This is a genomic window from Acidovorax sp. Leaf73 (assembly GCF_916855635.1).
GTDB classification, from domain to species: domain Bacteria; phylum Pseudomonadota; class Gammaproteobacteria; order Burkholderiales; family Burkholderiaceae_C; genus Acidovorax; species Acidovorax facilis.
This window is the reverse complement of sequence record NZ_CAKASI010000008.1, coordinates 1-23,392: the sequence shown is the minus strand read 5'-3', so window position 1 is coordinate 23,392 and position 23,392 is coordinate 1. Positions and strand designations below refer to the sequence as shown.

Genomic DNA, 23,392 nt, shown 5'->3' with positions numbered 1-23,392 from the left:
AGCGCGCGAGAGCGCCCGGGCTAACCGCCCGTCACCGGCGGGAAAAACGCCACCTCGGCCCCATCGGCCAGGGTGGCGGATTCATCGCTCAAGGTCTGGTTGAGTGCCATGCGCACGGCCCGGCCACGCGCGAGGCTGCTGGCATGGGCGCCGCCACGTGCAATGAGCTCATCGCGCAGCGCACCCAGCGTGGTGGCAGCGGTATCGACCGCCTCGCTGCCTTGCCCAATGGCCTCGCGGATGGAGGCAAAGTAGCGCACGGTGACCGTCATGACAAAAGCTCCGAAAAGGCAATGAACCGCACCGTGTCGCCGGATGCAATCGTCTGGCCCGCCGGGTTGTCCACCACACCATCACCCCAGGCGGCCGAAGTGAGCACGCCCGAACTCTGGTTGTGAAACAGATCCAGCCCACCTGCCGCATTGTGGCGCACGCGCAGAAACTCGCGGCGTTTATCGGCCTTGGGCCAGGCAAAATCAGCGCGAGCAGCTATGGGTTGAGGAGCAACGTCCACCACACCCTGCAGCCGCAGCACAAACGGGCGCACCAGCAGCGCAAAGGTCAGAAAGCTCGACACCGGGTTGCCGGGTAGGCCCATGAAGTGGGCGGCACCACCGTCACGCGGGATCTGGCCATAGGCAAACGGCTTGCCGGGCTTCATGGCGATCTGCCACAGGTCGAGCGTGCCCAGCGACTCGACGGCGGGCTTGATGTGGTCTTCCTCGCCCACGCTCACGCCGCCGCTGGTGAGGATGAGATCGTGCGCTGCGCTCGCGCTGCGCAGGGCGTCGATGGTCGCGTCGCGCCGGTCGGGCACGATGCCAAAGTCCGTCACCTCGCAGCCCAGGCGCAGCAGCATGGCGCGCAGGAAGAAGCGGTTGCTGTTGTAAATGGCACCAGGGCGCATTTGCTCCGGCGGCACCTCGCCGGGCATGACCAGTTCATCGCCCGTGGAGAACAGCGCCACGCGGGGGCGACGGGCCACCTGCAGTTCGTGCAAGCCGATGCTGGCGGCCAGGCCCAGCTCGGCCGGGGTCAGGCGTGTGCCGGCCGACAGCACCACGGCACCACGGGTGATGTCCTCGCCCGCGCGGCGGATCCACTGGCCCTGTGGGGGCACGGCGTTGATGCGCACCTGGCCCAGGCCGTCGCCCGTGGCGAGGGCTTCGCAGTCTTCCTGCATCAGGATGGCATCCGCCCCCTCGGGCACTGGCGCGCCAGTGAAGATGCGGGCGGCACTGCCTGGCGCGAGCAGATCACCGGCACTGCCCGCGGCAATGCGCTGTGACACCGGTAGCACCACACCCGCTTGTGCCACATCGGCGCAGCGCACGGCGTAGCCGTCCATGGAGCTGTTGTCCTGCGGCGGCACCTGCAGGGCCGAAACACAGTTTTGCGCCAGCACGCGGCCGTCCGCGTCAAACGTGGCAACCGTATCGACCTCTGGCAACGGTGTGGCCTTGGCCAACAGGTCGGCCAGCGCCTCGTCGAGCGGTTTCAGGGGCTTCATTGGGGGGAGCATGGCACCAGGCCTCCGTGCAGATCCCAGTTGTACTCAAAGCGGTGTTCGTATTGGAGCAGCCAGTCCACCACCTGCGCCGGGCTGTTGAGGTCCAGCAGGGGCAACTGGGTGGGCACAGGCAGGCCCTGCGGTGCATCGGTGGCCACGGCGACCACAAAATCGTCTTCGGGGTAGCGCACAGGCTTGGCCACCTGGCCGGGTTCGGGGGCACGCCAGACCTCGATCTTGAGCAGGTCGCTGTCCTTGAAGCCCTCCACCAGCACCCAGTCCACGCCCTGGTACAGCTCGGCCAGCAGGTGGTGCACGCTGAGCGTGGCGGGCTGCTCGAACTCGCGCACCAGCATGAGGCGCTTGTCCGATGCCGCGACCACCTCGAAGGCCCCTGCCTCGCGGTGGCGGTACGTGTCCTTGCCCGGGTGGTCGATGTCGAAACTATGGTGGGCATGTTTGACCACCGACACGCGCAACCCCCGCAGCCGCAGCTCGGGGATCAACTGCTCGACCAGCGTGGTCTTGCCACTGCCGGAAAAACCGGCAAAACCGACAACCTTCATCCACTGCTCCTTGGTTAGCTATTGTATTTATAGCTGCTAACGCTTACCAGACAAGCGCCAGGGGCATTTTTTGTTCAAACCCAGCATCCTGAGCCGCTCCCGCATCCGCAGCGACAGAGCGGCTGCGGATTGCCCACCCTAGAGGGCGGGCGTGCAGTGGCGCTCGATGTATTGCTTGACCAACTGCACGTTGGCCGGCATCACCTGCACGCGCTTGGGCAGGTCTTCGATGCCCGCGAACTTGGCGGGCCGCTCGGGCGCATGGCCCAGGGCTTCGACGATGGTCTCGGCAAACTTGATGGGCAGCGCGGTCTCCAGCACGATCATGGGCACCTTGGGGTCCTGGTGGTGTTCGCGCGCCACCTTCACGCCGTCGGCCGTGTGGGTGTCGATGGTGACGCCGTGGCGCTCGAAGTTGTCCTTGATGGTGGCCAGGCGGTCGGCGTGGGTGCTCTTGCCGCTTTCAAAACCGTACTTGGTGGCGGCTTCGGCAAACAGCGGTTCGGCGCTCAAGTCAAACCGGCCATAGGCGGGCAGCGCTTTGGCAAACAACGCGTTCGTGCGCTGGCCGTTGCGGCCCAGCAGGTCAAAGATGAACCGCTCGAAATTGCTGGCCTTGCTGATGTCCATCGAGGGGCTCGATGTCTCGTGCGTGTCGGCTGCGGCGCGCACGCGGTAGACGCCGGTGCGGAAGAACTCGTCGAGCACGTCGTTCTCGTTCGTGGCCACCACCAGCTTGTCAATGGGCAGGCCCATCATGCGCGCCACATGGCCCGCACACACGTTGCCAAAGTTGCCGCTGGGCACCGTGAAGCTGACCTTCTGGTCGTTGTTCTCGGTGGCCTGGATGTAGCCCGCGAAGTAGTACACCACCTGCGCCAGCAGGCGCGCCCAGTTGATGGAGTTGACGGTGCCAATCTTGTACTTGCGCTTGAAGGCCAGGTCGTTGCTGACGGCCTTGACGATGTCCTGGCAGTCGTCGAACACGCCTTCGATGGCGATGTTGTGGATGTTCTCGTCCTGCAGGCTGAACATTTGCGCCTGCTGGAACGCGCTCATTCGGCCGTGCGGGCTGGTCATGAAGACGCGCACGCCCTTTTTGCCGCGCATGGCGTACTCGGCCGCGCTGCCGGTGTCGCCGCTGGTGGCGCCCAGGATGTTGAGCTCTTCACCCCGGCGGTTCAGTTCGTATTCGAACAGGTTGCCCAGCAATTGCATCGCCATGTCCTTGAAGGCCAGCGTGGGGCCGTTGGACAGGGCTTCGAGCCACAGGCCGTCTTCGAGGTGGCGCAGGGGCACGATCTCGCCCGTGCCAAACACCTCGGCGGTGTACGTCTTGGCGCACAGGGCCTTCAGGTCAGCGGCGGGGATGTCATCGATGTAGAGCGACAGGATCTGAAACGCCAGCTCGGCGTAGCCTTGCTCGTGGTAAGCCTTGCGCAGCTTTGTCAGCATCGCGTCGCTGACCTGCGGGTAGTGCTCGGGCAGGTACAGGCCGCCATCGGGCGCCAGGCCTTCGAGCAGGATGTCGCAGAAATGCTTGCGGTCGGCGTGGCCGCGTGTGGAGATGTACAGCATCAGTTCAGTTCCTCCTTGCGGATGCGCGTGATGGGCGCCAGCACCGTGGGCAGGGCCTGCATCTGGGCGATCACGGCGTCCATGGTGCCTTCGCGGGTGTCGTGGGTCAGGATGATCAGGTCCGTTTGCGTAGATCCTTCACCACCGACTTCGTCAGCCTCACGCTGCAATACTGCGTCGATGCTCACACCTGCCTCGGCCAACAGGCCGGTGACCTTGGCCAGCACACCGGCCTGGTCGGCCACGCGCAGGCGCAGGTAGTAGCTGGTGACCACTTCGCTCATCGGCAGCACGGGCAGCGTGTCCATGGCATCGGCCAGCGTGTTGGCCTGGAAGGCCAGGTGCGGCACGCGGTGCTCGGGGTCGGCCGTGTGCAGGCGCGCAATGTCCACCAGATCGGCAATGACGGCGCTGGCGGTGGGCTCGCTGCCCGCACCCTTGCCGTAGTACAGCGTGGTGCCCACGGCATCGCCCTGCACCACCACGGCGTTCATGGCACCTTCGACGTTGGCGATCAGGCGCTTGGAGGGCACGAGGCTCGGGTGAACGCGCAGTTCGATGCCCTTGTCCGCGCGCTTCGTGATGCCCAGCAGCTTGATGCGGTAGCCCAGTTGCTCGGCGTACTTGATGTCGGCCGCGCCGAGCTTGGTGATGCCTTCGACATAGGCCTTGTCAAACTGCACGGGGATGCCAAACGCAATGGCACTCATCAGCGTGACCTTGTGCGCGGCGTCCACGCCTTCGATGTCGAAGGTGGGGTCGGCCTCGGCGTAGCCCAGGCGCTGTGCTTCCTTGAGCACCACATCAAAGTCCAGCCCCTTGCTGCGCATCTCGGACAGGATGAAATTGGTGGTGCCGTTGATGATGCCGGCGATCCACTGGATGCGGTTGGCGGTGAGGCCTTCGCGCAGCGCCTTGATGATGGGGATGCCCCCCGCCACGGCCGCCTCAAAGGCCACCATCACGCCCTTGGCCGATGCAGCCGCGAAGATCTCGGTGCCGTGCACGGCCAGCAGCGCCTTGTTGGCGGTGACCACGTGCTTGCCAGCGGCGATGGCTTCGAGCACGAGCGCGCGGGCGATGCCATAGCCACCAATCAGCTCGATGACGATGTCGATGTCGGGGTTGGCAATGATGGCGCGGGCGTCATTGACGACCTGGATGTCAGCACCCACTACCGCCTTGGCGCGCTCCACGTCAAGATCGGCCACCATGGTGATCTCAATGCCACGGCCAGCGCGGCGGCTGATCTCGTCCTGGTTGCGCGCGAGCACGTTGAACACGCCGCTGCCGACGGTGCCGATGCCCAGAAGGCCTACTTGGATGGGTTTCATGGGATTTTTATCAGTCAAAATGGGCTCTAGCGCTTATCCATCAAGCGCTAGCAGCTATGAAAAAATGAGTTTCTGCACCGTTCAACGTGCAAGTTACGCAGCCGCCATTTGCACGCGCTTGCGGTATTGCTCCAGGAAGCGCGCCACGCGGCCAATCGCGTCGCGCAGATCGTCTTCGTGTGGCAGGAACACGATGCGGAAATGGTCCGGCGCCGCCCAGTTGAAGCCTGTGCCCTGCACCAGCATGACCTTGGTCTCCTGCAGCAGCTCCAGGAAGAACTGCTGGTCGTCCTCGATGGGATACACGGCAGGGTCGAGGCGCGGAAACATGTAGAGCGCCGCCTGGGGCTTCACGCAGGTCACGCCCGGGATGGCCGTGATCAGCTCGTACGCCAGATCACGTTGCTTGCGCAGGCGGCCGCCTTCGCCGACCAGTTCATTGATGCTCTGGTAGCCACCCAGCGCCGTCTGCACCGCCCACTGGCCGGGCACGTTGGCGCACAGGCGCATGTTCGAGAGCATGTTCAGGCCCTCGATGTAGTCCTTGGCAGGCTTCTTGTCGCCCGACACCACCATCCAGCCCGCGCGGTAGCCACACGAGCGGTAGCTCTTGGACAGCGAATTGAAGGTGAGTGTGAGCACATCCTCGCTCAGCGAGCCAATGGCCGTGTGCTTGGCGCCGTCGTACAGCACCTTGTCATACACCTCGTCGGCAAAGATGACCAGGCCGTGCTCGCGTGCAATGGCAACGATGCCCTTGAGCAATTCGTCCGAATACAGCGCGCCCGTCGGGTTGTTGGGGTTGATGACCACGATGCCCTTGGTGCGGGGCGTGATCTTGGCGCGGATATCCTGAAGGTTGGGCATCCAGCCATTGGCTTCATCGCACACATAGTGCACGGGCGTGCCGCCCGACAGGCTGGCGGCGGCGGTCCACAGGGGGTAGTCGGGCGAAGGCAGCAGCAGCTCGTCGCCGTTGTCCAGCAGCGCATTGGTGGCCATCACGATCAGCTCGCTGGCGCCGTTGCCCAGGTAGATGTCGTCCAGCATCACACCCTTGATGCCCTGCTTTTGGGTCTCGTGCATGACGGCCTTGCGCGCCGCAAAGATGCCCTTGCTGTCCGAGTAACCCGCCGAATTGGGCAGGTTGCGGATCATGTCCAGCTGAATCTCTTCCGGCGCATCAAAACCGAACACCGCCAGGTTGCCGATGTTGAGCTTGATGATCTTGTGGCCGTCTTCCTCCATCTGCTTGGCCGCGTCCATGATGGGCCCCCGGATGTCATAGCAGACGTTGGCGAGCTTGGCGGATTTTTGGACGGTTTTCATGCGCTGACGGTGGTGCAGTGGGGTCAGGTGGCGGCCAGAGCGGCTGGCACCTTGGCGAAACCTATAATTTGACCACAGATCACAAGCGCGCCCGGGCCCTGCGCCGGGCCTACCCGCAGCGCCAGCGCCTGCAACCGACGCCAACACCCATGAAATTCCAGCCCGACCGCTCCAACGCTCAGACCATCAGCGGCTACGGCCCCGGCTGGATCGGCGTGGATGCCGAGAAGATCACGCACAGCGTCATCATCGGCTCGTCGGGGCTGCGCCAGGCCTGGCCCTGCACGCGCTTTGAAGACCTGACCCCCGAACACTTCGCGCAATTGGCAGCCCTGGAGACAGAGCTGGTCATTTTTGGCAGCGGCACACGCAACCGGTTCCCGCCACCGGCGTGGCTTGCGCCGCTCATCGCCCGCCGGCTGGGGCTGGAAACCATGGACACCCCCGCCGCCTGCCGCACGTACAACATTCTGGCCAGTGAAGGGCGCAACGTGGTGGCAGCACTGATTCTGGAAGCCTGAGCTGCAGGCCCGCAACCGCCGCGGCAAGCTGCAAATCCGGCGCTTGCACCTATGCAAGGCCTTGCCTAAATGCCCGCCACTGCGGGCCGGACACACTGTCTTACATTTGGCCGAAGAGTGAATTCGGGGTAAAATCGCCGGTTGCGGTCGGGGGCACCACCAAGAGCAATAACACACTAGCTCCCCCGGCTTACCAACGACTACATCCTGAGAGATTGAAGTGATATGGCGATCGTTGTCAACAAACCCCTCCCTGAATTTGAAGCCAACGCTACCGGTGGACTCAAGGTCTCCAACACCTCCCACCTTGGCCAAATTCTGGTTCTCTACTTCTATCCCAAGGACAACACGCCTGGCTGCACCACGGAGGCCATGCAGTTTCGAGACAAGTACAAGGACTTCGTGAAGGCAGGCGCTGCCGTGTTCGGCGTGTCCCGCGACAATATGAAGTCGCACGACGAATTCAAGGAAAAGCTGGAACTGCCCTTCGAACTCATCGCCGACACCGAAGAAAAGATGTGCCACATGTTCGGTGTGGTCAAGAATAAGATCATGTACGGCAAGAAGGTCAAGGGCATTGAGCGCAGCACCTTCCTGATCGGCCCCGATGGCCTGCTGGTGCAAGAGTGGCGCGGCCTCAAGGTTCCCGGCCACGTGGACGAGGTCCTGAAAGCCGTCAAATCCATCAAGGCCCTGAAAAAGGCCGCCTGATCTGCACATTGGGGCATCGGCGCGACACCCCGCTTGTTTTGCCCAGGCAAGACATCCAGAGTAGGCATAATGGTTTTATGCCCCTGGTTATCGCAACGTTTGCCCTCCTCCAAAAAGCCGCCTTGGCCTCCAGGCGGCTTTTTGCTTTCTGACCCACCCGTTACCCCTTTACCGACCGAGGCCCTGCCACCATGCCCCTGCCCCCCGCCCCCAGCCGGCGCGCTGCACTCCTCGCGCCAGAAGCCTTTGAAGTCGCAGCCCGCCCCCGCGTAGCTACCACCTCGGCCAACGAAGCCGTTGCTACGCCCCAGCGCACCGCCACCGCTACAGCCCCCACCCGCGCCGGACGTAAGGCAGACAGCGTGGCCTCGTCGCTGGCAGCGCCTGACACAGCTCCATTGGTCCAGATTGAGACCCGAGCACGCACACCCCAACCCTCCGCCGCCCCCGTGGCCCGAAGCACCGGCACGCGCAAGGCACGCAGCACCGACACACCTGCCGCCGTCACCGCCAGCACCACCCCGGCCACCGCGACCACCACACGCACCCGCAAATCCGCACCGCAAGGTCCGACCAAGCTCTTTGTGCTGGACACCAACGTGCTCCTGCATGACCCAACCAGCCTCTTCCGCTTTGAAGAGCACGACATCTTCCTGCCGATGATCGTGCTGGAAGAACTGGACGGCCACAAGAAGGGCATGACCGAAGTGGCCCGCAACGGCCGCCAGGCCAGCCGCACGCTGGATGCCCTGGCTGCCGCCCAGGGCGCCGACATGGCCAAGGGCCTCAAGCTTGACTCCACCGGCCAGCGTGCTGCGGGTGGCCACCTGTTCTTCCAGACGGTGCCACTGGACTACAGCCTACCCACCAGCCTGCCCCCGGGCAAAGCCGACAACCAGATCCTGGGCGTGGTCGAAGCCCTGCGCAAGCTGCACGCACCGCGCGAAGTGGTGCTGGTCTCCAAAGACATCAACATGCGCGTCAAAGCCCGCGCGCTGGGCCTGACTGCCGAGGACTACCAGAACGACAAGACACTGGAAGATGGCGACCTGCTCTACGCTGGCGTGCTGGCCCTGCCCCCCGACTTCTGGGCCAAGAGCGGCAAGAACGTGGAAAGCTGGCAAAGCGGCGCCCACACCTATTACCGCATTGGCGGCCCCATCGTGCCGCAGCTGATGATCAATCAGTTCGTGTACTTCGAAGCCCCCGGCGAGCCCAGCCTGTTTGCGCGCGTGAGCGAAATCCGCGAGAAAACAGCGGTACTGCAGACCCTGAAGGACTACGGTTCGGCCAAAAATGCCGTGTGGGGCGTGACCACGCGCAACCGCGAACAGAACTACGCCATGAACCTGCTCATGGACCCCGAGATCGACTTCGTGACCCTGACCGGCACGGCCGGCACCGGCAAGACCCTGCTCGCCCTGGCTGCAGGCCTGACCCAGGTGCTGGACGATCGCCGCTACACCGAGATCATCATGACCCGCGCCACGGTGAGCGTGGGCGAGGACATCGGCTTTTTGCCCGGTACCGAAGAAGAAAAGATGGGCCCCTGGATGGGCGCGCTGGACGACAACCTGGAGTTTTTGGCCAAGGGCGACGGCGGCAATGCTGGCGAGTGGGGCCGCGCTGCCACCAACGAGCTGATCCGCAGCCGCATCAAGATCAAGAGCATGAACTTCATGCGCGGACGCACCTTCCTGAACAAGTACGTGATCATCGATGAGGCGCAGAACCTGACGCCCAAGCAAATGAAGACGCTGATCACCCGCGCCGGTCCCGGCACCAAGATCATCTGCATGGGCAACCTCGCGCAGATCGACACGCCGTACCTGACCGAAGGGTCCTCCGGGCTTACCTACGCCGTGGACCGCTTCAAGGGCTGGCCGCACAGCGGGCACATCACGCTGGCGCGCGGCGAACGCTCGCGCTTGGCAGATTTCGCCAGCGAGGTGCTCTGAGTTGGCTGCAGGCTGGGTTGCAGCACTGAAGCTGGTGCCCTGGGGCGACGTCATCGAGGCGACGCCCCAGATTCTCCAGGCGGCCAAGAAGCTGCTGAGCACCACCCGAAAAGGGAAGGCTGAAACTGCAGCGGGAACACTCGAAGGCGCTGGGGGCGAACCCGCCATTCCCGTGGCCTTGCAGCTGCAACATCTGCGCGAGCGGGTGGCAATGCTGGAGCAGGAGCAACAGGAATCCGCCGTGCTGATCCAGTCACTGGCCGAACAGAATGCCCAGGTGGTGCAGGCGGTAGAAGTGCTGCGCCAACGCCAGCAACTGCTCACTGTGGCTGTGGGTGTTCTTGCCGTGGGATGTGCGGGTTTGCTGGTGTGGGTGCTGCGACCCTAACGGAACTCCGACCAACACCATCTACCCCGGCCAAAAACTCCTAATTTGATAGCTACTTGCGCTTACCCAATAAGCGCTAGTGGCTATTATTATTAGAAATCGTCGCCCGAACCCATCGCCAGGTTCTCGAAGCGCGTCTGGTTCTTCTGGAAGAACAGCTTCACGGTACCCGTGGGGCCGTTACGCTGCTTGCCGATGATGACCTCGGCCACGTTGGGCTCCTTGGAGTCCTTGTTGTAGTAGTCGTCGCGGTAGATGAACATGATGATGTCGGCGTCCTGCTCGATAGCGCCCGACTCGCGCAGGTCGGACATCATGGGGCGCTTGTCGGTGCGCTGCTCCACCGAGCGGTTGAGCTGCGACAGCGCGATCACCGGGCACTGCAGTTCCTTGGCCAGCATCTTGAGGCCCCGGGAAATTTCACCCAGCTCGGTCGCCCGGTTGTCCGAACTGGCCGCCGAACCAGAGCCGCTCATCAGCTGCAAATAGTCGACCACGATCAGGCCCAGCTTGCCGCACTGGCGCGCCAGGCGCCGCGCGTTGGCGCGCAATTCGCCGGGCGTGAGGCCCGGGGTCTCATCAATGTGCAGCGAGACGGTGCGCAGTTTTTCAATCGCCTCGGTCAGGCGCGGCCACTCGTCATCGGTGAGCTTGCCGGTGCGCAGATTGCCCTGGTTCACCCGGCCAATCGAACCCACGATACGCACCGCCAGCTGGGCGGCGCCCATTTCCATCGAGAAGATGGCGACCGGCAGGCCCTCATTGAGCGCCACGTGCTCGGCAATGTTCACCGCGAACGAGGTCTTGCCCATGGAGGGGCGCGCTGCCAGCACCACCATGTCGCCCGCCTGCAGCCCACTGGTCATGCGGTCGAGGTCTGCAAACCCGGTGGGCACACCCGTCACATCCACAGGGTTGTCTGCCATCTCCTGCACGCGATCGAGCAGGTCGATCACCAGCGTATCCAGCGACTGAAAGCCCTGCTTGGTGCGCGAGCCTTCCTCGCCAATGGCAAAAATCTTGGACTCGGCCTCGTCCAGAATCCGTTCGACCGTCTTGCCTTGCGGGTTGAACGCGTTGGTGGAAATTTCGTCGCTGGCCGTGACCAGCTTGCGCAGGATGGCACGCTCGCGCACGATTTCCGCATAGCGGCGGATGTTGCTGGCGCTGGGTACGTATTGCGCCAGATTGTTCAAATAGGCCAGCCCACCCATCTCTTGCACCTTGCCCTGGTTCTGCAGGTGCTCGAACACGGTGATCACGTCGGCCGGCTTGCTGGCGTTGATCAGTGCGCCGATGGCCGAGTAGATCATCTGGTGCTCATGGCGGTAGAAATGGCTTTCTACCAGCAGGTCGCCCACGCGGTCCCAGGCGTTGTTGTCCAGCAGCAACCCGCCCAGCACGCTGGACTCCGCTTCTATCGAGTGCGGCGGCACGCGCAACTGGGCGATTTCACGGTCGGGTACCGGCGTGAAGCCATCGTCAAGGGGCGGAAAAACAGCAGACATGGAATCCTCGGAGCTAACCCGGCATGCTAGCGCCCGTGCGGCGCGCCGTCATGGCACAAGTCTGTGGATAAAGTTGGGGCAACCAGTGGGTAACCATGTACAACCCAGAGCCGCACAAAAACAAAAGCCGCCCGAAGGCGGCTTTGCGTGAAACACCGAAGTGAATCTCAGGCGGTTTCGCCGTAGACCGACACGGTCACGTCCACCACCACATCGGTGTGCAGAGCCACGCTGACAGTGCTTTCGCTCACGACCTTGATCGGGCCGTTGGGCAGGCGGATTTGCGACTTGGCAACCTTGTAGCCTTGCTTGCTCAGTTCTTCGGCGATGTCATGGTTGGTCACGGAACCAAACAGACGACCGTCCACGCCAGCCTTTTGCGTCAGCTTGACGGTGGTGCCAGCCAGCTTTTCGCCTTGGGCTTGGGCTTCTGCCAGCTTGGCAGCAGCGGCCTTTTCGAGTTCAGCGCGCTTGGCTTCGAACTCTGCCTTGGCAGCTTCGGTGGCGCGGCGGGCGCGGCCAGCGGGGATCAGGAAGTTGCGGGCGTAGCCGTCTTTGACCTTGACGATTTCACCGAGGTTGCCGAGGTTCACAACCTTGTCGAGCAGGATGATTTGCATGGGTTGTGCTCCTTAGATCTTGTGCTGGTCGCTGTAAGGCACCAGGGCCAGGAAGCGGGCGCGCTTGATGGCGGTGTTCAGCTGACGCTGGAAGATGGCGCGCGTGCCGGTCAGGCGTGCGGGGATGATCTTGCCGTTTTCGGCAATGAAATCACGCAGCGTATCGACATCCTTGTAGTCGATTTCTTCAACACCGGTCACCGTGAAGCGGCAGAAGCGCTTGCGCTTGAACAGCAGGGACTGGGTGTTGCGCTTTGGGCGCTTGTCTTTGTTGAACTTCTTGAACGTGGCCATTGCGGACCCCTTGAAAATTAATTTTGTTGAATATCCTGGATGTGCAGTACTGCGGTCTTGCCATTGCGCGGGTTGGCCAGAAATCCATGGAAAGTCCAGAGACTTCCGATGTTCTGCCGTGCCAGTCGCTCGGCCATCGCTCCAAAGGCAATGGCTTTCATGGCAGCCTTGACTTCGCGGGGGTGGCCTGCCTCGGTTTGCTGGGACTCGTGTTCGAGGCGCAGCGTAAGGGCAGGCAATCCGGCGGGCGTGTAGCGCAGGGGTTCAGCCTCTGCGATACAGGCGGTCAAGGCGACGCGGTTCTCCACTCCAACGGGCTAGATCAGCGCTCGGCGCGATCTGGGCGCTCGCCGCGCTCACCACCGGCCGCTGCATATTCAGCTTGGCTGGCCTTGCGGGCTTCTTCGCGCTCGACGGTCTTCATCATGGAAGATGGGCCCGTATCAGCCTTCTTCTTCTGAACCGTCAGGTGGCGCAGCACGGCGTCGTTGAACTTGAAGGCGTGCTCCAGTTCAGCCATCACGGCCTGATCGGCTTCGATGTTCACGCACAGGTAATGGGCCTTGGCCAGCTTGTTGATCAGGTACGCCAGTTGACGGCGGCCCCAGTCTTCCACGCGGTGCACCTTGCCACCGCCAGCGGTGATCATGCCCTTGTAGCGCTCCAGCATGGCTGGAACTTGCTCGCTTTGATCCGGATGGATCAACAAAATGATTTCGTAATGACGCATGCATACTCCTTTTGGGTAAGACCACCCACTGCGTCTTGAAGTGGTGTGGCAAGGGAAAGCCTGCGATTATAGCCCGGCCTGCGTCGCTTGTACACTCAGTGCTTCGCCGCCCCTGTCTAGGCGTACAAAAAGATGCCATAGATGCGTCCAGCCCCTTGTAAAACCAGTGGCTGGGCCGACATGCAATACAACAAACCGCGATGCATACGGGGCTCGTGAGACTATGCCCCTGGCGCAGACCTTGATTTGTGGTGGCACGCCCCCAGATCCCGCGCGTACCGTTCATTTACTTCCAGACCAAGACATGTCCGACACCAGCCAAACCACCCCCGCACAGAGCGCATCCGCCCCCGAAGAAGTCGAAGCCGCAATGGCTGCCCACGCCTCTGACGAGCTGGCACGCCTGCAGGGCGAGTTGGCCGAGCTCAAGGCCAAAAGCGCTGATCTGGCCGACCAGTTCCTGCGCGCCAAGGCCGAGGCCGAGAACGCCCGCCGCCGCGCCGAAGACGAGGTTTCCAAGGCCCGCAAATTCGGTATCGAGAGCTTTGCCGAGAGCCTGCTGCCCGTGGCCGACAGCCTGGATGCCGCCCTGGCCATCAAGGAAGCCACGCCCCAGCAGCTGCGCGAAGGCGCCGACGCCACCCTGCGCCAGCTGACGTCGGCACTGGAGCGCAACAAGGTGATTGCCATCAACCCGGCCGCTGGCGCCAAGTTCGATCCGCACCAGCACCAGGCTATCAGCGTGGTGCCTGCCGAGCAGGAAGCCAACACCGTGGTGGCTGTGCTGCAAAAGGGCTATGTGATCGCCGAGCGCGTGCTGCGTCCGGCCCTGGTCACGGTGACGGCTCCCAAGTAAGCCTCAAAAAAATCGACCCGGAAGACTTGAACCACACCAAGTTATCCACAAGTTACTAGCCATCCAAACCATTCAAGCATTCGGAGAAAAATCATGGGAAGAATCATCGGCATTGACCTGGGTACGACCAACAGCTGCGTCTCCATCATGGAGGGCAACACGACCCGCGTGATCGAAAACAGCGAAGGTGCACGCACCACGCCCTCCATCGTGGCCTACCAGGAAGACGGCGAGATCCTCGTCGGTGCCTCGGCCAAGCGCCAGGCCGTGACCAACCCCAAGAACACGCTGTACGCCGTCAAGCGCCTGATCGGCCGCAAGTTCACCGAAAAAGAAGTGCAAAAGGACATCGACCTGATGCCCTACAAGATCGTGGCCGCCGACAACGGCGACGCCTGGATCGAAGTGCGCGGCAACAAGCTGTCGGCCCAGCAAGTGTCTGCCGACATCCTGCGCAAGATGAAGAAGACGGCTGAAGACTACCTGGGCGAGCCCGTGACGGAAGCCGTCATCACAGTGCCCGCGTACTTCAACGACGCACAGCGCCAGGCCACCAAGGACGCTGGCCGCATTGCGGGCCTGGACGTCAAGCGCATCATCAACGAACCCACCGCTGCAGCCTTGGCCTTTGGCCTGGACAAGCAGGAAAAGGGCGACCGCAAGATCGCTGTGTATGACCTGGGTGGCGGCACGTTCGACGTGTCCATCATTGAAATCGCCGATGTGGACGGCGAAAAGCAGTTCGAAGTGCTGTCGACCAACGGCGACACCTTCCTGGGCGGCGAAGACTTCGACCAGCGCATCATCGACTTCATCATTGACGAGTTCAAGAAGGAGTCGGGCGTCAACCTCAAGAATGACGTGCTGGCCCTGCAGCGCCTGAAGGAAGCGGCCGAGAAAGCCAAGATCGAACTGTCGAACTCGGCCTCGACAGACATCAACCTGCCCTACATCACGGCAGACGCATCGGGCCCCAAGCACCTGAACATCAAGCTGACCCGCGCCAAGCTGGAACAACTGGTGGAAGAGCTGATCGAGCGCACCATCGCTCCTTGCCGCATGGCCATCAAGGATGCTGGCGTGTCGGTGTCGGACATCCATGACGTGATCCTGGTCGGCGGCATGACCCGCATGCCTAAGGTGCAAGAAAAGGTCAAGGAATTCTTCGGCAAGGACCCCCGCAAGGACGTGAACCCCGACGAAGCCGTGGCCGTGGGCGCTGCCATCCAGGGCCAGGTGCTGTCGGGTGACCGCAAGGACGTGCTGCTGCTGGACGTGACGCCCCTGTCGCTGGGCATCGAAACCCTGGGCGGTGTCATGACCAAGATGATCACGAAGAACACGACCATCCCGACGAAGTTCGCACAGACCTTCTCGACGGCCGACGACAACCAGCCTGCCGTGACCATCAAGGTCTACCAGGGCGAGCGCGAAATGGCTACCGGCAACAAGCTGCTGGGCGAGTTCAACCTGGAGGGCATTCCACCTGCGTCCCGCGGTGTTCCGCAGATCGAGGTGTCGTTCGACATCGACGCCAACGGCATCTTGCACGTGGGCGCCAAGGACAAGGGCACGGGCAAGGAAAACAAGATCACCATCAAGGCCAACTCAGGCCTGTCGGAAGAAGAAATCCAGCAGATGGTGAAGGATGCCGAGCTGAACGCGGCCGACGACAAGAAGAAGCTGGAGCTGGTGCAAGCCCGCAACCAGGGTGAAGCCGCCGTGCACAGCGTGAACAAGAGCCTGGCCGAACACGGCGACAAGCTCGACGCAGGTGAAAAGGACGCGATCACTGCCGCAGTCAAGGCGCTGGAAGAAGCCTTGAAGGGCGAAGACAAGGCCGCGATTGACGAAAAGACCACGGCGCTGATGGCTGCCAGCCAGAAGCTGGGCGAAAAGATGTACGCAGAGTCGCAGGCAGCGCAAGCTGCTCAGGCAGCCGGTGGTGCAGAGGCCGCAGGCGCATCGGCCGGTGGTGCGTCAGCCAAGCCCGCAGACGACGACAACGTCGTCGATGCCGAGGTGAAGGAAGTCAAGAAGGGCTGAGCACGCCCCCGTTGACCCCAGCCGCCGCGCGGGGCCCTTGACGGGGCTTGCGCGGCGTTCCTGTTCCAACCGGGCTCAGAATGACCATGTCCAAAAGAGACTTTTACGAAATCCTGGGCGTTCCCAAGAACGCCTCGGACGAAGAAATCAAGAAGGCCTATCGCAAGCTGGCGATGAAGCACCACCCTGACCGCAACCAGGGTGACGCAGCCAAGCCTGCCGAAGAGAAGTTCAAGGAGGCCAAAGAGGCCTACGAGATGCTCTCTGACCCGCAAAAACGCGCTGCCTACGACCAGTACGGCCACGCAGGCGTGGACCCCAACATGCGCGGCCCCGGCGGCGCAGGTGCGGAAGGTTTTGGCGGATTTGCCGAGGCCTTTGGCGACATCTTCGGCGACATGTTTGGCCAGCAGGGCGGGCGTGGGCGCGGTGCCGGCGGCCGACAGGTGTACCGAGGCAGCGACCTGTCGTACGCGATGGAGATCACCCTCGAAGAAGCCGCACGCGGCAAGGATGCGCAGATCCGCATCCCGTCATGGGAGAGCTGCGACACCTGCCACGGCACCGGCGCCAAGCCCGGCACCAGTGCCAAGACCTGCGGCACCTGCCAGGGCGCGGGCACGGTGCAGATGCGCCAGGGCTTCTTCAGCGTGCAGCAGACCTGCCCCCACTGCCGCGGCACGGGCAAGATCATTCCCGAGCCGTGCACGACCTGCCATGGCCAGGGCAAGCTCAAGAAGCAAAAGACGCTGGAAGTGAAGATCCCTGCGGGCATCGACGACGGCATGCGCATCCGCTCCACCGGCAACGGCGAGCCGGGCACCAACGGCGGCCCACCGGGTGACCTGTACATCGAAATCCGCCTGAAGAAACACGACATCTTCGAGCGCGATGGCGACGACCTGCACTGCCAGGTGCCCGTGAGCTTCATCACGGCAGCACTCGGCGGCGAGATCGAAGTGCCCACGCTGGCTGGCAAGGCAGCGATCGACATTCCTGAAGGCACCCAAGCCGGCAAGCAGTTCCGCCTGCGTGGCAAGGGCATCAAGGGCGTGCGTGCCAGCTACCCGGGCGATCTGTACTGCCACATCGCAGTCGAGACACCCGTCAAGCTGACCGAGCACCAGCGCAAGCTGCTGCGCGAACTGGAAGATTCGCTCAAGAAGGGCGGCGCCCGCCACTCGCCCAGCGGCGAGAGCTGGACGGACCGGCTGAAGAACTTCTTCAGCTGACCGCGCACCGGCATCCCATCGAAAACCGCTTGTGGCCTTTTGGCCCAGGCGGTTTTTTCTTGACGCAGGGCAAGAAACTCCCTAAGGCCCGTGCGATGCACGCACAGCGCAGTAGGATGGGTCTCATCGATGATCACCCGGGAGCTTGGGCACATGAACGTCAACATCACCTTCCTGGGCGGCTCCGGCACGGTCACCGGCTCCAAGTACCTGGTGCGTTACAACGGAAAGAGCCTCCTGGTCGATTGCGGCCTGTTCCAGGGCTACAAGCAGTTGCGCCTGCGCAACTGGCAGCCTCTGCCCGTCACGCCGCACCAGATCGACGCCGTGGTGCTGACCCATGCCCACCTGGATCACAGCGGCTACCTGCCGCTGCTGGCGCGCGACGGCTACACCCACGCCATCCACTGCACACCGGGCACACGCGACCTGTGCACCATCCTGCTGCCCGACAGCGGGCACCTGCAGGAAGAAGACGCGGCCTTTCTCAACCGCCACCAGCTCAGCAGCCACAGCCCCGCCCTACCCCTGTACACCCGGCTCGACGCGCTGCACTGCCTCAAGCAGTTCCAGATCCACCCATTTCACAAGGCGTTTGAGCCCCTGCCCGGCTGGCGTGTGACGTTTTCGCCCGCAGGCCACATCCTTGGTGCAGCCAGCGTGCTGCTGGAGGTGGGAGGCAGGCGCATTCTGTTTTCGGGCGACCTGGGGCGGCCCGATGACCTGCTCATGAACCCGCCTGACGCGCCGCCCCAGGCCGACACCGTGCTCATCGAGTCCACCTACGGCGACCGCGAGCACCCGCCCGAAGGTCCGCTCGATGAACTGGGCCCCGCCCTGCAGCGCCTGGCGGCGCGTGGCGGTATTGCCGTGGTGCCGGTGTTTGCCGTGGGGCGTGCACAGGTCGTGCTGCACGCGATTGGCCTACTCAAGGCGCAGGGTGTGGTGCCCGCATCGCTCAAGGTGTTTCTGGACAGCCCCATGGCCGTCAGTACCACGGGGCTGTTCCAGCACCACATGCAGGAACACCGCCTGAGCGGCCGCGAGGTGCAGGCACTGGAGCATGGCGCCACCATGGTCCAGACGCCCGAGCAATCCAAGGGGCTGGCCAAGCTTCATGGCCCCATGGTCATCCTGTCGGCCAGCGGCATGGCCACCGGGGGGCGCGTGCTGCACCACCTGGCACTGCACGCAGGCGACCACCGCAACATGATCATCCTGACCGGCCACCAGGCCCCAGGCACCCGTGGTGCGCGGCTGGCAGAGGGCGAAAAAACCATCCGTATCCACGGCCAGGACGTGGCCGTGCGGGCCGAGGTGGTTCGGCTGTCCTCTGCATCAGCCCATGCCGACGGCAACCAGCTCATCGCCTGGCTGCACAGCATGGGGCACGCGCCGGACAAGGTGTACGTGGTGCATGGTGAAATGGGCGCGGCCGATCTGCTGCGTCAGCGCATTGAACATGAGCTGCGCTGGCGTGCCGCTGTGCCAGAGCACGGCAGCACCTGCACCGCCTGAGCCACGTTAGCTTTCTGGGCCTCAGCGGTTCTACCCTCGCGCAGAAGGGCAGTGCCGCCATCGCGTATCGCGATGTCAAAGTGGCAATAATGGGAAGAAAATAGGCAACCTTCTCATTTCGAGAAGTTAAAACCCCATGAAAAGCTCCGAGCGCAGTTTTGCGCGCCGTATCGACCTAACCTCGCTGCAACTGTTTGTGGCGGTGTGCGAGCTCGGCAGCATTGGCCGCGCGGCTGAGCGCGAATTCATTGCGGCATCGGCCGTCAGCAAGCGCCTGTCGGACCTGGAAACCGCCGTGGACACCGCCCTGCTCTACCGCCACAGCCGGGGCGTCACGCTCACACCCGCAGGCGAGAGCCTGCTGCACCATGCGCGCACCGTGCTGTTTGGCCTCGAACGCATGCAGGGCGAGTTGAGCGAATACGCCGACGGCGTGCGCGGCCATGTCCGCATGCACGCCAACATCTCGGCCATCTTCCAGTTCCTGCCCGAAGACCTGGGCGCCTTTGCGCGCGAGCACAGCCAGATCAAGATCGACCTGCAGGAGCACCTCTCCAGCGACGTGCTGCATGCCGTGCAGGAGGGCGCCGCCGACCTGGGCATCTGCAACATCGGCATGGCCAGTGGCAACGGTGCCCTGGAATTGCAAAGCCGCCCTTACCGCGCCGACAATCTGGTGCTCGTTGTACCCCTGGCGCACGACCTGTCTGCGCTGGACGCTATCAATTTTGAAGAAGTTCTGGACTGGGACATCGTGGGCCTGCATGCCAACAGCAGCATCAGCCTGGCCATGCGCGCCGCCGCCGCCGCCGCCGGGCGCCCGCTGCGACAGCGCATCCAGGTCACAGGGCTCGATGCCATGTGCCGCATGATCGACAACGGCCTGGGCGTGGGCCTGCTGCCCGACCGGGCATTTGCGCTGATGCGCGGCGTGGGCAACCTGCAAGCCATCCCGCTGACCGATGCCTGGGCCCACCGCGAGCTGCGTGTGGTGGCTCGCGACTTCAACGCCCTGCCCGTCACGGCCCGTTTGCTGGTGGAACACCTGTCACCCCGGCCAGACCCCGACACTAAAATCCAATCACCCACCTGAAAAGCAGAAAGAAAGCCACGCCATGGGACGCACCCTGTACGACAAGATCTGGGACGAGCATGTCGTCCACACCGAAGAGGACGGCACCTCCATCCTCTACATCGACCGCCATCTGGTGCACGAGGTGACCAGCCCCCAGGCGTTTGAAGGCCTGCGCGAGGCGGGCCGCAAGGTCTGGCGCATGAGTTCCATCGTGGCCACCGCCGACCACAACACGCCCACCACCGGCTGGGAAAACGGCTACGACGGCATCACCGACCCCATCAGCAAAGAGCAGATCACCACGCTGAACGACAACATGGCGCAGATCTCGCCCGCTGCGTTCTTCCCCTTCATGCACAAGCGCCAGGGCATCGTGCACGTCATCGGCCCTGAAAACGGTGCCACCCTGCCCGGCATGACGGTGGTGTGCGGCGACAGCCATACCAGCACGCACGGCGCGTTCGGCGCACTGGCCCACGGCATCGGCACCTCCGAGGTCGAGCACGTGATGGCCACACAGACGCTGCTGGCCAAGAAGGCCAAGAACATGCTGGTGCAGGTGGACGGCACGCTCGCCAAGGGCGTGACGCCCAAGGACGTGGTGCTGGCCATCATCGGCAAGATCGGCACGGCCGGCGGCACGGGCTACACCATCGAATTTGCAGGCTCCGTCTTCCGCGCGATGAGCATGGAAGGCCGCATGACCGTGTGCAACATGGCCATCGAAGGCGGCGCGCGCGCTGGCCTGGTGGCGGTGGACGACAAGACCATCGAATACGTCAGGGGCCGCCCCCTGTCGCCCACGGGCGTCGAATGGGACCAGGCCGTGGCGTACTGGAAGACGCTGCACTCCGACCCCGACGCCAAGTTCGACACCGTGGTGAAGCTCGACGCCGCCGACATCGTGCCGCAGGTGACCTGGGGCACGTCGCCCGAAATGGTGCTGGGCGTGGATGCCCGCGTGCCGGACCCCGACAAGGAAAAGGACGCCAACAAGCGCGGCGCCATCGAGCGCGCCTTGACCTACATGGGCCTGCAGCCCGGCAAGGCAATCAACGACATCACCATCGACAAGGTGTTCATCGGCAGTTGCACCAACAGCCGCATCGAAGACATGCGCGAAGCCGCTGCTGTGGTGAAGAACCTCGGCCGCAAGGTGGCCAGCAACGTGAAGCTGGCCATGGTGGTTCCCGGCTCGGGCCTCGTCAAAGAGCAGGCCGAGCGCGAAGGCCTGGACAAGATTTTTGTGGCTGCAGGCTTTGAGTGGCGCGAGCCCGGCTGCAGCATGTGCCTGGCCATGAACGCCGACCGCCTGGAGCCGGGCGAGCGCTGCGCATCCACCAGCAACCGCAACTTCGAAGGCCGCCAGGGCGCTGGTGGCCGCACCCATCTCGTCAGCCCCGCCATGGCAGCAGCCGCTGCCGTGCACGGTCATTTTGTGGACATTCGCCAATTCGCCTGAAGGAGCCCGCCATGAAGAAAATCGCCGCCATCCTCATCGCACTGTCTGCCGCCTTGCTGCTGGGCGGATGCAACACCGTCAAGGGCGTAGGCCAGGACGTTCAACGGGCAGGGGGCGCACTCGAACGCGCCGCCAACAAGTAACAAGGCACCCATGCAGAAATTCACCTTACTCAAGGGCCTGGTGGCCCCGATGGACCGCGAGAACGTCGATACCGACGCGATCATCCCCAAGCAGTTTCTGAAGTCGATCAAGAAGACCGGCTTTGGCGTGAACCTGTTTGACGAATGGCGCTACCTGGACCACGGCGAGCCGGGCCAGGACCCGGCCAGCCGCAAGCCCAACCCCGACTTCGTGCTGAACCAGCCGCGCTATGCAGGCGCCTCCATCCTGCTGGCACGCAAGAACTTCGGCTGCGGCTCCAGCCGCGAACACGCGCCCTGGGCACTGGACCAGTTCGGCTTTCGCGCCGTGATCGCGCCGAGTTTTGCCGACATCTTCTTCAACAACTGCTTCAAGAACGGCCTGCTGCCTATCGTGCTGCCCGAGGCAACGGTGGCCCAGCTGTTCGATGAAGTGCACGCCTTCCCCGGCTACCAACTCACCATCGACCTGGAGCGCCAGGTCATCGTGCGTCCTCAGGGCGAAGAGATTCCGTTCGACGTGCAGGCCTTCCGCAAGTACTGCCTCCTCAACGGCTTCGACGACATCGGCCTGACCCTGCGCCAGTCCGACAAGATCAAGGCGTTTGAAGCGCAGCGCCTGGCGACCAAGCCCTGGCTTGCGCACACCATGGTGTCGTAAGACACCGCAGGCATCAAAAAAATATCATTTAAATTGGCCTCTAGCGCTTTATCCATAAGCGGTAGCAGCTATCAAAATCAAAGCAAATTCAATGAAAATCGCAGTTCTGCCGGGTGACGGCATCGGTACCGAAATCGTCTCCGAAGCCGTGAAGGTTCTGGAAGCCCTGGACCTGAAGTTCGAGATGGAATCTGCCCTGGTCGGCGGCGCCGCCTACGAGGCCCACGGCCACCCGCTGCCCGAATCCACCCTGAAGCTCGCCAAGGAAGCCGACGCCATCCTGTTCGGCGCTGTGGGCGACTGGAAGTACGACAAGCTCGACCGCCCCCTGCGCCCCGAGCAGGCCATCCTGGGCCTGCGCAAGAACCTGGGCCTGTTCGCCAACTTCCGCCCCGCCATCTGCTACGAGCAACTGGTGGGCGCATCGAGCCTCAAGCCCGAGCTGATCGCGGGCCTCGATATCCTCATCATCCGCGAGCTGACGGGCGACATCTACTTTGGCCAGCCGCGTGGCCGCCGCGTGGCCACCGATGGCCACTTCCCCGGTGCCGAGGAAGCCTTCGACACCATGCGCTACAGCCGCCCCGAGATCGAGCGCATCGCCCACGTCGCCTTCCAGGCTGCCCGCAAGCGCAACAAGAAGGTCACCAGCGTGGACAAGGCCAACGTGCTCGAAACCTTCCAGTTCTGGAAGGATGTGGTCACCGACGTGCACAAGGAATACCCCGACATCGAGCTGCAGCACATGTACGTGGACAACGCGGCCATGCAGCTGGTCAAGGCCCCCAAGGCGTTTGACGTGGTGGTGACCGGCAACATGTTCGGCGACATCCTGTCGGACGAAGCCTCCATGCTCACAGGCTCCATCGGCATGCTGCCCTCGGCCAGCCTGAACAGCAGCAACCAGGGCCTGTACGAACCCAGCCACGGCAGTGCGCCCGACATCGCCGGCAAGGGCGTGGCCAACCCGCTGGCCACCATCCTCTCGGCCGCGATGATGCTGCGCTTCAGCCTGAACCAGGAAGCCGCCGCCCAGCGCATCGAAGCCGCCGTGCAAAAGGTGCTGGCGCAGGGCCTGCGGACGCCCGATATCTACAGCGAAGGCACCACCAAGGTGGGTACGGCGCAGATGGGCGATGCGGTGGTGAAGGCGCTGACGGCCTGATCCCCCGCTCAGCGGTCACAAAAAAAAGCGCCGGCACTCCCGGCGCTTTTTTATTGTGGATGACCCGTCCTGAATGAGGTTGACACCTTTCTGTTCATCAGGAAGGAAAGTCAAGTGGATCAATGGGTTAAGAGAACGCAGAAGGACTACACACTGGCCTTTAAGCTGGCGGTGGTGGATCAGGTAG

The 23,392-nt window shown here is 63.3% G+C and carries 24 protein-coding genes; 13 read left to right on the top strand and 11 right to left on the bottom strand.

Annotation, left to right across the window (positions count from 1 at the left end; all coding sequences use genetic code 11):
- Positions 1–20 precede the first annotated feature (20 nt).
- From moaD to LPA35_RS23375, 6 genes are all read right to left on the bottom strand, one after another.
- Positions 21–272, bottom strand: a complete 252-nt coding sequence (gene moaD, locus LPA35_RS23400; protein WP_055393166.1) for a molybdopterin converting factor subunit 1 — start codon at positions 270–272, stop codon at positions 21–23.
- Positions 269–1,510: a gephyrin-like molybdotransferase Glp gene (gene glp / locus LPA35_RS23395; RefSeq protein ID WP_228899303.1), complete on the bottom strand. Its 1,242-nt coding sequence runs from the start codon at positions 1,508–1,510 to the stop codon at positions 269–271. Before glp ends, moaD begins: the two co-directional genes overlap by 4 nt.
- On the bottom strand, positions 1,507–2,076 hold the full coding sequence (gene mobB, locus LPA35_RS23390; RefSeq protein ID WP_228899301.1) for a molybdopterin-guanine dinucleotide biosynthesis protein B: 570 nt from the start codon (positions 2,074–2,076) through the stop codon (positions 1,507–1,509). Before mobB ends, glp begins: the two co-directional genes overlap by 4 nt.
- 138 nt (positions 2,077–2,214) lie before the next feature.
- Positions 2,215–3,654, bottom strand: a complete 1,440-nt coding sequence (gene thrC, locus LPA35_RS23385; protein ID WP_228899300.1) for a threonine synthase — start codon at positions 3,652–3,654, stop codon at positions 2,215–2,217.
- On the bottom strand, positions 3,654–4,988 hold the full coding sequence (locus tag LPA35_RS23380) for a homoserine dehydrogenase (protein WP_121420735.1): 1,335 nt from the start codon (positions 4,986–4,988) through the stop codon (positions 3,654–3,656). Before LPA35_RS23380 ends, thrC begins: the two co-directional genes overlap by 1 nt.
- Before the next feature lie 93 nt (positions 4,989–5,081).
- A complete protein-coding gene (locus LPA35_RS23375) occupies positions 5,082–6,317 on the bottom strand; it encodes a pyridoxal phosphate-dependent aminotransferase (RefSeq protein ID WP_228899299.1) in 1,236 nt (411 codons plus the stop codon).
- 149 nt (positions 6,318–6,466) lie between these two features.
- Here LPA35_RS23375 and LPA35_RS23370 point away from each other — a divergent pair, with 149 nt between their 5' ends.
- The 4 genes from LPA35_RS23370 to LPA35_RS23355 all read left to right on the top strand — a co-directional run bounded on the left by LPA35_RS23370 (position 6,467) and on the right by LPA35_RS23355 (position 9,895).
- Positions 6,467–6,838 (top strand): Mth938-like domain-containing protein, encoded by a 372-nt coding sequence (locus tag LPA35_RS23370; protein ID WP_055393291.1) that lies wholly within the window; start codon positions 6,467–6,469, stop codon positions 6,836–6,838.
- A 225-nt stretch (positions 6,839–7,063) separates the two neighbouring features.
- Entirely contained in the window at positions 7,064–7,549 is a 486-nt protein-coding gene (locus LPA35_RS23365) for a peroxiredoxin (protein ID WP_055393154.1), read from the top strand.
- Positions 7,550–7,740: 191 nt separating this feature from the next.
- Positions 7,741–9,507 carry a PhoH family protein gene (locus LPA35_RS23360; protein WP_121505784.1) on the top strand — a complete coding sequence of 589 codons (1,767 nt, stop codon included), beginning with the start codon at positions 7,741–7,743 and terminating at the stop codon, positions 9,505–9,507.
- 1 nt (position 9,508) lies between these two features.
- Positions 9,509–9,895 (top strand): hypothetical protein, encoded by a 387-nt coding sequence (locus tag LPA35_RS23355; protein ID WP_228899298.1) that lies wholly within the window; start codon positions 9,509–9,511, stop codon positions 9,893–9,895.
- A 92-nt stretch (positions 9,896–9,987) separates the two neighbouring features.
- On the opposite strand, the gene dnaB is transcribed toward LPA35_RS23355, so the two are convergent.
- The 5 genes from dnaB to rpsF form a co-directional block, all read right to left on the bottom strand.
- Entirely contained in the window at positions 9,988–11,403 is a 1,416-nt protein-coding gene (gene dnaB, locus LPA35_RS23350; RefSeq protein WP_055399383.1) for a replicative DNA helicase, read from the bottom strand.
- 167 nt (positions 11,404–11,570) lie between these two features.
- Entirely contained in the window at positions 11,571–12,023 is a 453-nt protein-coding gene (gene rplI, locus LPA35_RS23345) for a 50S ribosomal protein L9 (protein ID WP_055399385.1), read from the bottom strand.
- A gap of 12 nt (positions 12,024–12,035) precedes the next feature.
- Positions 12,036–12,317 (bottom strand): 30S ribosomal protein S18, encoded by a 282-nt coding sequence (rpsR, locus tag LPA35_RS23340; protein ID WP_005795932.1) that lies wholly within the window; start codon positions 12,315–12,317, stop codon positions 12,036–12,038.
- A gap of 17 nt (positions 12,318–12,334) precedes the next feature.
- Positions 12,335–12,625, bottom strand: coding sequence for a primosomal replication protein N (gene priB / locus LPA35_RS23335; protein WP_121420739.1), 291 nt, complete (start codon positions 12,623–12,625; stop codon positions 12,335–12,337).
- Between the two features lie 14 nt (positions 12,626–12,639).
- Positions 12,640–13,047 carry a 30S ribosomal protein S6 gene (gene rpsF / locus LPA35_RS23330; protein WP_055399389.1) on the bottom strand — a complete coding sequence of 136 codons (408 nt, stop codon included), beginning with the start codon at positions 13,045–13,047 and terminating at the stop codon, positions 12,640–12,642.
- A 304-nt stretch (positions 13,048–13,351) separates the two neighbouring features.
- Here rpsF and grpE point away from each other — a divergent pair, with 304 nt between their 5' ends.
- From grpE to leuB, 9 genes are all read left to right on the top strand, one after another.
- Positions 13,352–13,903 carry a nucleotide exchange factor GrpE gene (gene grpE, locus LPA35_RS23325; protein ID WP_218300573.1) on the top strand — a complete coding sequence of 184 codons (552 nt, stop codon included), beginning with the start codon at positions 13,352–13,354 and terminating at the stop codon, positions 13,901–13,903.
- A gap of 93 nt (positions 13,904–13,996) precedes the next feature.
- Positions 13,997–15,949: a molecular chaperone DnaK gene (gene dnaK / locus LPA35_RS23320; RefSeq protein ID WP_228899292.1), complete on the top strand. Its 1,953-nt coding sequence runs from the start codon at positions 13,997–13,999 to the stop codon at positions 15,947–15,949.
- Positions 15,950–16,035: 86 nt separating this feature from the next.
- Positions 16,036–17,181, top strand: coding sequence for a molecular chaperone DnaJ (gene dnaJ, locus LPA35_RS23315; RefSeq protein ID WP_228899290.1), 1,146 nt, complete (start codon positions 16,036–16,038; stop codon positions 17,179–17,181).
- Positions 17,182–17,334: 153 nt separating this feature from the next.
- On the top strand, positions 17,335–18,699 hold the full coding sequence (locus tag LPA35_RS23310) for an MBL fold metallo-hydrolase (protein WP_228899282.1): 1,365 nt from the start codon (positions 17,335–17,337) through the stop codon (positions 18,697–18,699).
- Between the two features lie 136 nt (positions 18,700–18,835).
- Entirely contained in the window at positions 18,836–19,792 is a 957-nt protein-coding gene (locus LPA35_RS23305) for a LysR family transcriptional regulator (protein ID WP_228899280.1), read from the top strand.
- A gap of 22 nt (positions 19,793–19,814) precedes the next feature.
- Positions 19,815–21,236, top strand: coding sequence for a 3-isopropylmalate dehydratase large subunit (gene leuC / locus LPA35_RS23300; protein WP_218300571.1), 1,422 nt, complete (start codon positions 19,815–19,817; stop codon positions 21,234–21,236).
- Between the two features lie 11 nt (positions 21,237–21,247).
- Positions 21,248–21,379: an entericidin A/B family lipoprotein gene (locus LPA35_RS23295; protein ID WP_055399399.1), complete on the top strand. Its 132-nt coding sequence runs from the start codon at positions 21,248–21,250 to the stop codon at positions 21,377–21,379.
- 10 nt (positions 21,380–21,389) lie between these two features.
- Complete coding sequence (gene leuD, locus LPA35_RS23290; RefSeq protein WP_228899279.1) at positions 21,390–22,040, top strand: 3-isopropylmalate dehydratase small subunit; 651 nt, start codon at positions 21,390–21,392, stop codon at positions 22,038–22,040.
- 91 nt (positions 22,041–22,131) lie between these two features.
- A complete protein-coding gene (gene leuB, locus LPA35_RS23285) occupies positions 22,132–23,205 on the top strand; it encodes a 3-isopropylmalate dehydrogenase (RefSeq protein ID WP_121420746.1) in 1,074 nt (357 codons plus the stop codon).
- Positions 23,206–23,392: the final 187 nt, after the last annotated feature.

What these genes read in the sequence shown, in the direction of transcription:
- LPA35_RS23365 (WP_055393154.1), top strand. Translation starts at nt 7,064, where the DNA reads ATGGCGATCGTTGTCAACAAACCCCTCCCTGAATTTGAAGCCAACGCT.
- LPA35_RS23360 (WP_121505784.1), top strand. Translation starts at nt 7,741, where the DNA reads ATGCCCCTGCCCCCCGCCCCCAGCCGGCGCGCTGCACTCCTCGCGCCA.
- LPA35_RS23370 (WP_055393291.1), top strand. Translation starts at nt 6,467, where the DNA reads ATGAAATTCCAGCCCGACCGCTCCAACGCTCAGACCATCAGCGGCTAC.
- leuC (WP_218300571.1), top strand. Translation starts at nt 19,815, where the DNA reads ATGGGACGCACCCTGTACGACAAGATCTGGGACGAGCATGTCGTCCAC.
- mobB (WP_228899301.1), bottom strand. Translation starts at nt 2,076, where the DNA reads ATGAAGGTTGTCGGTTTTGCCGGTTTTTCCGGCAGTGGCAAGACCACG.
- LPA35_RS23305 (WP_228899280.1), top strand. Translation starts at nt 18,836, where the DNA reads ATGAAAAGCTCCGAGCGCAGTTTTGCGCGCCGTATCGACCTAACCTCG.
- LPA35_RS23375 (WP_228899299.1), bottom strand. Translation starts at nt 6,317, where the DNA reads ATGAAAACCGTCCAAAAATCCGCCAAGCTCGCCAACGTCTGCTATGAC.
- LPA35_RS23295 (WP_055399399.1), top strand. Translation starts at nt 21,248, where the DNA reads ATGAAGAAAATCGCCGCCATCCTCATCGCACTGTCTGCCGCCTTGCTG.
- leuD (WP_228899279.1), top strand. Translation starts at nt 21,390, where the DNA reads ATGCAGAAATTCACCTTACTCAAGGGCCTGGTGGCCCCGATGGACCGC.
- dnaJ (WP_228899290.1), top strand. Translation starts at nt 16,036, where the DNA reads ATGTCCAAAAGAGACTTTTACGAAATCCTGGGCGTTCCCAAGAACGCC.
- dnaB (WP_055399383.1), bottom strand. Translation starts at nt 11,403, where the DNA reads ATGTCTGCTGTTTTTCCGCCCCTTGACGATGGCTTCACGCCGGTACCC.
- LPA35_RS23380 (WP_121420735.1), bottom strand. Translation starts at nt 4,988, where the DNA reads ATGAAACCCATCCAAGTAGGCCTTCTGGGCATCGGCACCGTCGGCAGC.
- rpsR (WP_005795932.1), bottom strand. Translation starts at nt 12,317, where the DNA reads ATGGCCACGTTCAAGAAGTTCAACAAAGACAAGCGCCCAAAGCGCAAC.
- moaD (WP_055393166.1), bottom strand. Translation starts at nt 272, where the DNA reads ATGACGGTCACCGTGCGCTACTTTGCCTCCATCCGCGAGGCCATTGGG.
- rplI (WP_055399385.1), bottom strand. Translation starts at nt 12,023, where the DNA reads ATGCAAATCATCCTGCTCGACAAGGTTGTGAACCTCGGCAACCTCGGT.
- thrC (WP_228899300.1), bottom strand. Translation starts at nt 3,654, where the DNA reads ATGCTGTACATCTCCACACGCGGCCACGCCGACCGCAAGCATTTCTGC.
- leuB (WP_121420746.1), top strand. Translation starts at nt 22,132, where the DNA reads ATGAAAATCGCAGTTCTGCCGGGTGACGGCATCGGTACCGAAATCGTC.
- rpsF (WP_055399389.1), bottom strand. Translation starts at nt 13,047, where the DNA reads ATGCGTCATTACGAAATCATTTTGTTGATCCATCCGGATCAAAGCGAG.
- dnaK (WP_228899292.1), top strand. Translation starts at nt 13,997, where the DNA reads ATGGGAAGAATCATCGGCATTGACCTGGGTACGACCAACAGCTGCGTC.
- grpE (WP_218300573.1), top strand. Translation starts at nt 13,352, where the DNA reads ATGTCCGACACCAGCCAAACCACCCCCGCACAGAGCGCATCCGCCCCC.
- LPA35_RS23310 (WP_228899282.1), top strand. Translation starts at nt 17,335, where the DNA reads ATGAACGTCAACATCACCTTCCTGGGCGGCTCCGGCACGGTCACCGGC.
- glp (WP_228899303.1), bottom strand. Translation starts at nt 1,510, where the DNA reads ATGAAGCCCCTGAAACCGCTCGACGAGGCGCTGGCCGACCTGTTGGCC.